General features: G+C 33.2%; 8 protein-coding genes and 1 riboswitch. Of the genes, 7 read left to right on the top strand and 1 reads right to left on the bottom strand.

What is annotated here, in order from left to right:
* Positions 1 to 102 precede the first annotated feature (102 nt).
* Together ACFX5F_RS09650 and ACFX5F_RS09645 are read left to right on the top strand one after the other, a co-directional pair.
* Complete coding sequence (locus tag ACFX5F_RS09650) at positions 103 to 990, top strand: GLPGLI family protein (RefSeq protein ID WP_379851855.1); 888 nt, start codon at positions 103 to 105, stop codon at positions 988 to 990.
* Positions 991 to 1,049: 59 nt separating this feature from the next.
* Complete coding sequence (locus tag ACFX5F_RS09645) at positions 1,050 to 3,752, top strand: carboxypeptidase-like regulatory domain-containing protein (RefSeq protein WP_379851854.1); 2,703 nt, start codon at positions 1,050 to 1,052, stop codon at positions 3,750 to 3,752.
* A 132-nt stretch (positions 3,753 to 3,884) separates the two neighbouring features.
* Here the strand turns inward: ACFX5F_RS09645 and metK are convergent, their stop codons facing one another.
* Complete coding sequence (metK, locus tag ACFX5F_RS09640) at positions 3,885 to 5,135, bottom strand: methionine adenosyltransferase (protein ID WP_073205832.1); 1,251 nt, start codon at positions 5,133 to 5,135, stop codon at positions 3,885 to 3,887.
* Positions 5,136 to 5,879: 744 nt separating this feature from the next.
* Between metK and ACFX5F_RS09635 the strand changes: the two genes are divergently transcribed.
* The 5 genes from ACFX5F_RS09635 (at position 5,880) to thrA (ending at position 12,214) form a co-directional block, all read left to right on the top strand.
* A complete protein-coding gene (locus ACFX5F_RS09635) occupies positions 5,880 to 7,172 on the top strand; it encodes an O-acetylhomoserine aminocarboxypropyltransferase/cysteine synthase family protein (protein WP_379851853.1) in 1,293 nt (430 codons plus the stop codon).
* 506 nt (positions 7,173 to 7,678) lie between these two features.
* Positions 7,679 to 7,969 (top strand): hypothetical protein, encoded by a 291-nt coding sequence (locus ACFX5F_RS09630; RefSeq protein WP_379851852.1) that lies wholly within the window; start codon positions 7,679 to 7,681, stop codon positions 7,967 to 7,969.
* 223 nt (positions 7,970 to 8,192) lie between these two features.
* The gene (locus ACFX5F_RS09625) at positions 8,193 to 8,387 is read left to right on the top strand and encodes a hypothetical protein (RefSeq protein WP_379851851.1); all 195 of its coding nucleotides are present in this window, start codon (positions 8,193 to 8,195) and stop codon (positions 8,385 to 8,387) included.
* A 244-nt stretch (positions 8,388 to 8,631) separates the two neighbouring features.
* A riboswitch (SAM riboswitch) is annotated at positions 8,632 to 8,739 on the top strand.
* A 79-nt stretch (positions 8,740 to 8,818) separates the two neighbouring features.
* Positions 8,819 to 9,781: an alpha/beta fold hydrolase gene (locus tag ACFX5F_RS09620; protein WP_379851850.1), complete on the top strand. Its 963-nt coding sequence runs from the start codon at positions 8,819 to 8,821 to the stop codon at positions 9,779 to 9,781.
* Between the two features lie 18 nt (positions 9,782 to 9,799).
* Positions 9,800 to 12,214, top strand: coding sequence for a bifunctional aspartate kinase/homoserine dehydrogenase I (thrA, locus tag ACFX5F_RS09615; protein ID WP_379851849.1), 2,415 nt, complete (start codon positions 9,800 to 9,802; stop codon positions 12,212 to 12,214).
* Positions 12,215 to 12,256: the final 42 nt, after the last annotated feature.

Here is a 12,256-nt window from a genome sequence, read left to right as displayed (position 1 = left end):
ACAATTAAACCTTGTATCATTACAGATGTCTAACTGTTAATTTAATAGGGTATTTGTAACATTAACGAGCACACATAGTCTTATCATTAAAAATAAATAATCATGTATAAAATAATCTTCGTTTTAGTATTTGCAATAGCTTCTTGTCTGGGGCTTCATGCACAGGAATTTCAAGGTATGGCCATTTATGAATCAAAGACAAGTACAGCTGATTTTAAAGCAAGAATGGAAGGCAACAAAGATATTACACCGGAAATGCAAAAAAATATGGAGGAGAGAATGAAGAAAATGTTCGAAAAAACATTCATTCTTAACTTTGATAAATCAGCTTCCATATATAAAGAAGAAGAAAAATTAGACACTCCAGGTCAAGGCGGCGGTATGCGAATGATGGCTTCCATGATGGGTGGTGGTGACACTTTTTATAAAAATGTAAAAGATAAATCCTATACGGTTGATAAAGATTTCATGGGGAAAGAATTTTTAGTAAAAGATTCTTTGCCTAATTTAAAATGGAAAATGGAATCTGAAACTAGAGTCATAGGCGGTTACAATTGTTTTAAAGCGACTGCAGTACGACCAGCAAGCAAAACAGATTTTAGAAATTTTAGAGGCAAAAAAGAAGAAGCTACAGGGGCAAAACCTGCAGATGCTGCAAAGAAAACGAGCTTTATGGATGAAATGAATATACCTAAAGATATAGTAATAACCGCTTGGTATACTCCAGAAATTCCTGTAAATCAAGGTCCGGAAAACTATTGGGGTTTACCCGGTTTGATTTTAGAAGTGAATGATGGTAAAACCGTTATCCTATGCTCAAAAGTAGTTTTGAACTCAAAAGTAAAAGCAGAAATAAAAGCACCAACAAACGGGAAAGTGATTTCTCAAAAAGACTTTGACGAAACGGTTATAAAAAAAATGGAAGAATTCAGAGAAATGAATCAAGGTCAAGGAGGTAATGGCGGAATGCGCATGAGAATAGGCGGGTAGTTTTAAATCATTATTTTAAGTTTAAAATTAATTATTAAGATTTCATCTCTTTTTCCTAAATGAAAAAATCAATACTGCTGGCTTTATTTTTTATTACCTCAATCTCATTTTCTCAATCTATAAAACTGGAAGGAGTCATAACTGATTCAAAAACTGTTGGTCTGGAAATGGCCAACGTCATGGCAGTAAATCAATCTACAAAAGCAATGGACTCCTATGCCATAACAAATGACAAAGGCAAATATATCCTTAATTTAAAACCAAATACATCTTACATTCTTAAAGTTAGTTATCTGGGAATGCAGAATAAAGAGCTAGAAGTCACAACTTCTGCTGAAAATAGCATTAAAAACGTCACCCTTGAAGAAGGAGGAATTGAGCTGGACGGTGTGGAAATCGTTCGTGAAATGCCAGTTTCTATAAAAGGCGATACCATAGTTTACAATGGAGATTCTTTCAAAACTGGAACCGAACGCAAACTGGAAGATTTGTTGAAAAAACTTCCCGGTGTTGAGGTAAATGCAGATGGTGAAGTCGAGGTCGAAGGGAAAAAAGTTACGAAACTAATGGTGGAAGGAAAAGATTTTTTTGATGGGGATACAAAATTAGGGGTAAAAAACATTCCTGCGGATGCCATCGATAAGATTCAAGTTTTGCGTAACTACAACGAGAATTCTATTCTAAAAGGAGTGGAGAACAATCAGGACAATGTGGCTATGAATATTAAACTAAAATCAGGAAAGAAGAATTTCTGGTTTGGGGACATGACCGCAGGAATTGGAGTTGCGCATGAAGAAAGCCGTTATTTGATTAACCCAAAATTGTTTTATTACAGTCCAAAATACAGTATAAATCTTATTTCAAATTTTAATAATATAGGGGAACTTCCATTGACAGTTCAGGATTATTTTAAATTTACGGGAGGTTTTAGAGGCATGATGCAAAAAGGAGGATCGAGTTTTAATGTTTCTTCTAATGATTTGGGAATTTCACTTTTAAGAAACAATAGGGCAAAGGATATTGAAACCCAGTTTGGAGCCACAAATTTCTCATACAATGTGAATAAAGCTTGGAGTTTAAGTGGTTTTGGGATTATTTCTTCTTCCCTAACGGATTTAGAAACTAAGTCTCAAACTAATATTTTACAACCCAATTCTTCCGAAATCCTGTCAACAGAAAACCGTCAGGAAGTAGCACATCAAAAAAGTAATTTAGGATTGTTTAAATTGAGCTCCAGTTATAAACCTAACACAAAGTTTCAATTTGATTATGATATTTTGACGAAAATATCCAAACAAGACGAAAATAATTCGTTGCTTAGAGAATCTATTGTAAGCAATACTTCTCAGACGGAGAACATTAATACTTTGAAAAAACAAGACCCAATCTCGGTAAATCAAAACTTGAGTTTGTATTATACCCAAAGCGATAAAAATATTTTTGCTTTCGAAATACAACATTTGTACCAAGAAGAAAACCCTTTTTACAATGCTAATTTACGATCGCAGCCTTTTAGTTTATCGGGTTATACTTCTGGTCAAAACAGAAACGATATTAATCAAAACCGTTTTGTGAAAACTAATAAACTTGACGCAAAATTGGATTATTATTACATGCTTACCCCAAAAAGTAATATCAATGTAACATTAGGGAATACGTATTCAAATCAAAACTTCAACTCGAGTATTTTTCAAGTTTTAGATAATGAAACTGTCAATAATTTAGGTAATGTTGCGAATACGAATGATGTAAATTATAATTTTAATGATACGTTCTTGGGTCTGCATTATAAAGTATTAAGCGGTAAATTTACGTTTACTCCGGGAGTGAGTCTGCATTCCTATAATATGACAAACGAGCAATTAGGAACCGGTAACAGTCAAAGTTTCTTCAGGGCATTGCCTGACTTTTTAGCAATTTACCAAATTAAAAAAGCAGAAAGTTTAACCTATAATTTTTCGTACGCTAATAATTTTACCGATATAAATCAATTAGCCGAAGGGTATGTTTTCTCCAATTACAACAGTTTGACAAAAGGAAACAGGTTTTTAGAAAATGCTACCGCTCAAGTACATTCTTTGCGTTATTTCAAGTACAACATGTTTAATTTTGAAAACATCACCGCTTTTGCCACCTATTCTAAAAGAGTTGAAGCAATAAAAACACGAGCAATATTCAACGGAGTAAATCAAACTTCATCGCCTTTCAATTCTGATTTTGCCGATGAAACCCTGTCAGGAAATGGTTCTTATGGGCGTTCTTTCTTGAAGAATTACAAAGCCTCTTTGGGAACCAATTTGAATTGGTCGAAATTCAACAATATTCAAAACAATGTTTTGTCTACAAACGAAAGTTTCACACAAAGCTATACGGTTAAAGCTTCTACCAATTATAAAAATATGCCCAATCTGGAGCTTGGATATAATATCGTGAAAAATGATTACAATAATTCTACATTTTACACAGAAAAACCTTTTGCCAGACTAGATTATTATTTCTTGGAAAGCTTTTCCTTCGTGACGGAGTATGAGTTTTATCATTATTACAACAACGCTAAAACAGTCAATAATGCGTATGATTTTTTGAGCGCGAGCTTGATTTATCAAAAGAAAGGAAGCAAGCTGGAATACAAAGTCAGTGGAACCAATTTGTTGAATACAACTTCCTTAAATGATGATAGTTTCTCTCAATTCTCCACCAGAACATCCCAATATACCGTGCAGCCGCGCTATATAATTTTTTCTTTAAAGTATAATTTATAAGGAGCTAATCCCGCTGTACATTTCAATCTTTCCTGAAAGGATTTCCATTACCTCCCGAGACTTCGGGATGGGCTAAAAAAAAACCGCAATCCAATTGAATTGCGGTTTTCTATATATAAATACTTCGAATTATTACAATCCGAAAGCCGTTTTAACTTGGTCAACAAAATCTAATTTTTCCCAAGTAAACAATTCAACAGTAACTGTTTTTTCGTTTCCACCTGGAGCAGAGAAAGTTTTAGTAACTGTTTCTGGAGTACGTCCCATGTGACCGTAAGCTGCAGTTTCGCTATAGATTGGATTTCTTAGTTTCAAACGTTGCTCAATAAAGTAAGGACGCATATCAAAGATAGCTTCAACCTTTTTGGCAATTTCACCATTAGTCAAGTTTACTTTTGATGTCCCGTAAGTATCAATAAAGATACCCATTGGTTTTGCAACACCAATTGCATAAGAAACTTGCACTAAAATTTCTTCAGCAACACCTGCTGCAACTAAATTTTTAGCGATATGACGTGTTGCATAAGCTGCGCTTCTGTCTACCTTACTTGGATCTTTTCCAGAGAATGCACCACCACCGTGAGCTCCTTTTCCACCGTAAGTATCCACAATGATTTTTCTTCCCGTAAGTCCAGTATCACCATGAGGTCCACCAATTACGAATTTCCCTGTTGGATTGATATGGTACTGAATTGCATCATTGAATAAATGCGCTTGTTTTGGGTTTTTTGCAATAATCCTTGGAATCAAAATTTCAACAATGTCTTTTTTGATTTTAGCAAGCATAACAGCTTCTTCGTCAAAATCATCGTGTTGAGTTGAGATTACAATAGCATCAATACGAGTTGGCTTGTTGTCATCGCTATATTCTAATGTAACTTGAGATTTAGCATCAGGACGTAAATACGTAATTTCGTTATTTTCACGTCTTAAAATAGCTAATTCCTGCAGTAATTTATGAGATAAATCAAGTGCCAATGGCATGTAATTTTCTGTTTCATTAGTTGCATAACCAAACATCATTCCTTGATCTCCGGCACCTTGCTCTTCAGGATTTTTTCTGTCAACACCTTGATTGATATCAGCAGATTGTTCGTGAATAGCAGATAGAATACCACATGAATTGGCTTCAAACATATATTCGCTTTTTGTGTAACCAATTTTTTTGATTACATCGCGGGCGATTTGTTGGACATCTAAATAAGTGTTAGATTTAACTTCACCAGCTAAAATTACTTGTCCGGTAGTTACTAAAGTTTCACAAGCTACTTTTGATTCTGAATCAAATGCTAAGAAATTATCAATTAATGCGTCTGAAATTTGATCTGCAATTTTGTCTGGATGTCCTTCACTCACAGATTCTGACGTAAATAAATATGCCATAATAAATATAAATTTAAAATTAAAGGGAGGAAAATAATTGCTGGAAATAGTACTAAAGGAGAGTTTCTGCTTTAGCATTTTTTCTACTGAAAATTTTTCAGCATCCATAATGAATTCGTTTCATTATGAAGAGGTTGCAATCAGTTCAAATTTTTCCTCTTGTATTCGAGTGCAAATGTATGAAACCATTTTGAATTGCAAATTAATCTTTTGTTTTTTTTAATTTAAATAAAGTTAATTTAACATATCCTAGTTGCCCTATAGAGTTTGGGAAATAAATTACTTTTTCTTTGGCAGATTCAAAAATAATTTGCAATTTTGTCTCATCAAACAAGAAAAAATGAAATTAGTTGCTATTAATATGTGTTGCATGATGCCGGAACTTTCCGCAGAGTGCACTATTGTATAGTTTTAAATTTTAAAATATATAATCAAGACCTCTGCTAACCGCAGAGGTTTTTTTATTTAATGTCATTTCAACATCTGAAGAAATAAAAAGATATAATTCAATTTTGTCAAACCTATAAAACACACTATAATGATTAAAACGGTAGTAAATAAAATGATGATGTGTTGTATGATGCGTATGTGCATCCCAATTAACTGTTGCCGAAAGTGAAGGATAGAATCTTTGTTATAGTTCAAACTATAAGTCCTTTTGGTAAGTCATCCATAAGGACTTTTTTTTTACGCAAGAAATGAAAAATACAAAATAAATAATACTAATATTAAAATCTAAACATCATGAGCACACAAAAATTTGCAACAAACGCACTACACGCGGGACACGACGTAGCAAAAAACGCAGGAACCAGAGCTGTTCCTATTTATCAAACCAGTTCTTATGTTTTCAATAACTCAGAACATGCCGCAAACCTTTTTGGTCTTGCTGAACCCGGATTTATCTATACGAGATTGAATAATCCAACAAATGACATTCTTGAGCAGCGACTAGCTACTTTAGAATGCGGTATTGGAGCGGTAGTCACTGCATCAGGAACCGCTGCAATTGCTACAACATTATTGGTACTTTTAAAAGCAGGGGATCATATTGTGGCTTCCAACAGTCTGTATGGTGGAACGTATAATTTATTAAAAGTTACTTTGCCAAGGCTAGGGATTACCACCACATTTGTAGATCCATCTAATCCATCTAATTTTAAAAATGCTGTGCAAGAAAATACCAGAGCATTTTTTGTAGAATCTTTGGGAAACCCAAAATTAGATGTGCTGAATTTGAAAGCGATTTCGGCTGAAGCCAAAGCATCTAAAGTGCCTTTTATTGTTGATAATACGGTTGCGTCTCCTTATTTATTAAATCCTATTCAATACGGAGCAGATATTGTCATTCACTCGTTGACGAAATACATAACGGGTAACGGAACTTCTCTGGGAGGTGTTATTATTGATGCAGGAAATTTTGATTGGACTAATGGGAAATTCCCGGAATTCACTGAACCTTCCGCCGGTTATCACGGATTAGTGTATCATGAAGCTCTTGGAAATGCCGCTTTCATTGCCAAAGTTCGTATTGAGGGTTTACGAGATTATGGCGCTGCTTTGAGTCCGTTCAATGCGTTCCAGATTATTCAAGGATTAGAAACATTGCCTATTCGTATTCAAAGACACAGCGAAAATGCTTTCGCTTTAGCGCAATGGCTGGAAAGCCAGGAAGAAGTGGCATGGGTAAATTATCCGGGATTGAAATCGAGTAAATATTATCTTTTAGGGCAGGAATATTTGCCAAAAGGACAAAGTGGAGTAGTTACCTTTGGTCTAAAAGGAGGATTTGAAGCTGCCAAAAAAGTGGCGGATGAAACTAAATTATTCTCGCTTTTGGCTAACATCGGTGACACTAAATCACTGATTATCCATCCGGCAAGTACTACACATCAGCAATTGTCTGACGAGGAGCAAATTGCGACAGGTGTTTCTAAAGATTTAATCCGACTTTCTGTTGGTTTAGAAGATATAGAAGATTTGAAAGGAGATTTGAAAACTGTTTTTGAAAATATAAAAAAATCACAATTGGTATAAAAATTTATCTTTTGGAAGTTAAACTGTCTTTGGTTTATTGTTAAGCCAAAGGCAGTTTTCCTATAATTAGGAATAGAAATATTTAGCAACTATTTATCATCGCTGAAAATCAAATTTTAATCTTTTTAGCATTAACAATTGAATTGGATTAATGCGATTTTGTTGACTAATTGCTTTGTGTTTTGTTTAGAAATAGCCGTTATTTTTCTTTTTATGACTTTTTTCTGAAATATATTCTTAAAAAAATGCTTTATATCTGATATAGTGTTAGTTGGTCGGATATGTTTTATTCCAAGCTATTTATTTTGTTAAATTTGTTAAACCCTAAAAGTAACAATCTAGAGAATAATTATTTTTCAAGATTGATTTTGTTTAAAAAGCTTCATGTTATAAAATTACAACCTACAGAATTACACCACATTTTCAGCTTATCAAATTGTGTTAGAGAAGTGGTATTGCCCCAACTGTTTATTATTAAAATAATTTTTAATTAAAATAATTTAATTATGAAAGCAAGTGAAAACGTTTTTGTATTGGAAAATACAATGAAAAAAAGAGGCAAGATCCATACTAACAAATGGGACAAATATCTGGATGATTATAACAATTATATCAAGGAATATAAAAAACATTACAAGAATTCACAAAATGGAGATGAAATCTCATTATCTCTGTATCCTTATATGCTTGTTAAATGGGAAGATTTACAAAATCGAATCACTAGAGCGTATGCCAAGAAATGCTTAACCAAAAAGCAAATCAAACGAGTAATTAAAATTAATATGAAAAATAATTAAACACTGTTTTTCAACTTGTAGTGAAAACTAAAGCATCAAATTATTGGTGCGCTATTTTGGAAAAATAGTTTTTCACTAAATCGCCAACGAATACCTTATTTGGCATTTATTTTTTAGATTTAATATTATTGGCAATGAAATTGATTGTGTGGAATACCAGTTCTTTTTAACTGGGATTTTGCGAATTTAATTAATACTAAAACAACAACTAAAAATAATTATCATGAGAACATCAAAAACAATTTCGTCATTGCCGAATTTTAAATTCAAGGCAAGAAAAGTAAAAGAGATTCAAGCGGAGAATGAATTAATGCATACTAGGTTTGAAATGAAAACTAAAGGTGTGTTTGGGGAAAAAGATTCTACCTCTTTATTGGCTTTAATGTATTCTCAAGATAACGAGGTGCTTTTTATCTAATTTAAAGGCAATCTTTCGTTAATTATGCATATTTAAAATCAGGATTTTACATGGTAAAAAACGACTTTCTTAAAATTTAGAATTCCCTTGAAAAACCGAAAAGCACCATTCAATAAAATGGATGCGTTTTTGTGCTTATATAAAGCGAGAGGTTGCTAAATAATAACAATCAATTCTTTAAAAAATTTGTTTCTTTAAAAAATTTGTAGTTAATTTGCTCCTTTAAGTTCACAAACGTATTGAAATGTTATAAAGAAAGGACGAGGGATTAGACCCAATGAAGCCTTAGCAACCCTTCGATTTATCGAAGAAGGTGCTGCATTCTACCACGCCAAACGTGGAAAGATAACAACAAGAATTTAACTGGTTTACTCTAGTTTTTTCTTTCTAATATTTCCAGACACAAATCAAAAATCATAAAAGATTTGAAATTGGAAAATAAACCAAACCATATTACCTTACAAAATTTCACCACCGAAAGTGGCGTGTTTTATTCTGTTCTAAACTTGAGTTTTCAAGTTTTTGGGCCAGAATTAAATACGGCGCCAATCGTTCTAGTAAATCATGCTTTAACCGGAAATTCCCAAGTTATTGGAAAAAACGGTTGGTGGAATGATTTAATCGGTGAAAATAAAACAATTGACATCACTAAATATACGGTATTAGCTTTTAATGTACCAGGCAATGGCTATGACGAAACTAGAATAGAAAACTATTTGGATTTCAATGCGAGAGATATTGCAAAATCATTTGTTGAAGGAATTAAATTTCTTGAAATCAAAAAGCTGTATGCTATTATTGGAGGTTCAGTCGGTGGCGGAATTGCTTGGGAAATAGCAGCTTTGGAACCAAAAATCACAAAACATTTAATTCCTATTGCAACGGATTGGAAATCGACGGATTGGTTGATAGCCAATTGCTTTTTGCAGGAACAAATTCTAAACAATTCTTCAAAGCCTATTGAAGATGCCCGGATTCATGCCATGTTGTGCTACCGTACTCCAGAATCATTCAAGTCAAAATTTCAGAGAACTGTTAATGAGGAATTGGCCATTTTTAATATAGAAAGTTGGTTGTGTCATCACGGTGAGAAACTCCAAAAACGATTCCAACTTTCCTCTTATAAAATGATGAATCAATTGCTCAAAACAATAGATATCACCAGAAATAGAGGATCATTCGAAGAAATTACATCCAAAATTGATGCTGATATTCATATCATCGGAATCAATTCTGATTTATTTTTTACTGCAGATGAGAATAAATCTACCTATCAAGAAATAAAAAAATATAAAAATAATGTTTCCTATCACGAAATAGTTTCCATTCATGGTCATGATGCTTTTTTGATAGAATTCAAACAATTAGACAATTTGCTTCAGAATATATTCTAAGCCAAAAAACACAACACAATGAAAATATTAAAATTTGGAGGTAAATCTTTATCGAATGGAGAGGGATTAAACAAGGTGGTTGCTATTATTACTGATAAAGTTAATCAAGGAGAAGAAATTGCTATCGTTGTATCTGCTCGTGGGAACGCAACTGACGAGTTGGAAAACATTTTGAAAATTGCATCACAAAATGGAAATTATAAACCGGTTTTCGAAGATTTTAAAAAATACCAACAAGCCGAATATAGCGATGTCGATTTAACAGAAGAATTCAAAGTGTTGGAAAAACTTTTTGAAGGTGTAAGTTTGATTGGGGATTATAGCAATAAAATTAAAGATTTAGTGCTTTCGAAAGGAGAATTGCTTTCGGCTAAATTACTTACTGCCATTTTAGTTAAAAATGGTATAAATGCTCGTTTTACCGATTCCAGAGAATTGATAAAAACCGATTCTAAATTTGGAGACGCACAACCTTTGGAACAAATTTCGAAGAAAAATGTAATCAATTATTTCAAGCAAAATATTGGGAACACAGTCAATATTGTTACTGGATTTATTGGATCAAACAGTAAAAATGACACTACGACATTAGGCAGAAATGGCAGCAATTATACGGCTTCTTTGATTGCTAATTATTTAAATGCCGAGGAGCTTCAGAATTATACGCATGTTGATGGGATATACACAGCAAACCCTGATTTAGTTTTGGATGCCAAAAAAATTGACCATTTGACTTTCAATGAAGCGAATGAGTTGGCTAATTTTGGAGCAACCATTCTTCATGCGAAAACGATAATTCCATTATTGGAAAAAAATATTCCTCTTCGAATTTTAAACACATTCAATCACGAAAATAAAGGAACTTTAATCACGTCAAACTCTAATGAGGAAGGAATTAAAACGCTTTCCGTTTTGGAAAATGTGTCTTTAGTAAACCTGGAAGGAAGAGGTTTGCTGGGAAAAACTGGTGTTGATGCTCGTATTTTTAGAGTAATGGGAGATAATGATATTAGCGTTAGTATCATTTCACAAGGCTCTTCAGAAAGAGGAATTGGCCTTGTAGTTGCCGCAGATCAGGCTACAAAAGCAATGATAGAACTGGAAAAAGAATTCGAAAATGATTTCTATTCTAAAGACGTCAACAAAATTTCAGTTACTGATAATGTTTCGGTGATTTCTATCATTGGACAGGATTTAAGCACTTTTCACAAGCCATATACCGCTCTAATCAAGAACAAGATTGTGCCTATTCTTTTCAATAATACGGTAACGGGGAAAAACGTAAGTTTAGTTGTCAAAAAATCGCAACTTCATAAAGCGTTAAACGTTATTCACGGGGAGATTTTTGGAGTTTCAAAGAAAATTAATATTGCCATTTTTGGACATGGATTAGTTGGTGGAACTTTGATTAACCAAATACTGGAATCGGCCGCTGCTATCGAAAAAAGAAAGGACATTAAATTGAATGTTTTTGCTATCGCCAATTCAAAAAATGTATTGTTGAATAAAAACGGAGTGACTCCAAACTGGAAAAACGAGATACAAAATAATGGTTTTTCTTATACGATTGATGATGTTATTGCCTTTGCTAATGAAAATCACCTAGAAAATTTAATTGCAATCGATAACACAGCAAGTGCAGCGTTTGTTGAAAATTATGTTAAATTGGCTGAAAACAGTTTCGATTTAATTTCTTCGAATAAAGTAGCCAATACGTTAAGTTATAGTTTTTATAAAGAGTTGCGGAAAGTATTGGCTGACAATCAAAAGAGTTATCTTTATGAAACCAATGTTGGAGCTGGTTTGCCATTGATTGATACGATTAAATTATTGCATCTTTCTGGTGAAAATATCACCAAAATAAAAGGTGTTTTTTCCGGAACGTTGAGTTATTTGTTTAATAATTTTTCTGCTAATGATCTTCCATTTAGTCAGGTTTTGCAAGAGGCAATTGATAACGGATACACGGAACCTGATCCTCGCGAGGATTTATGTGGCAACGATGTAGGTAGAAAATTATTAATTTTAGCAAGGGAATTGGATTTGCAAAATGAATTTGAAGAAATCGAAATTGAGAATTTAATTCCAGAACATTTGCGTGAAGGAAGCGCTTCGGAATTTTTGACTAAACTAAAAGAGTTTGATCCTATTTATGATAAAATAAAAAAAGAACAAAAACCAAATCACGTTTTGAGATACATTGGTGAATTATCGGGTGATTTACAAAATGACAAAGGAAATCTTGAAGTAAAATTAGTTTCGGTTCCATCTGATACGGCATTGGGAGGATTGAAAGGTTCAGATTCGTTCTTCGAAATTTACACAGAATCATATGGAGACAGACCGATTGTCATTCAAGGAGCTGGAGCAGGATCAGCAGTAACGGCGAGAGGGGTTTTTGGAGATATTTTGAGACTGTCTGATAAAGGATAAGGATTTAAGAGTGCAGATTTTTGATTTAAAATAAAAACACAC

Source organism: Flavobacterium zhoui (assembly GCF_042787235.1).
In the GTDB taxonomy this organism is placed as follows: domain Bacteria; phylum Bacteroidota; class Bacteroidia; order Flavobacteriales; family Flavobacteriaceae; genus Flavobacterium; species Flavobacterium zhoui.
This window is presented reverse-complemented; position numbering and strand designations above follow the sequence as displayed.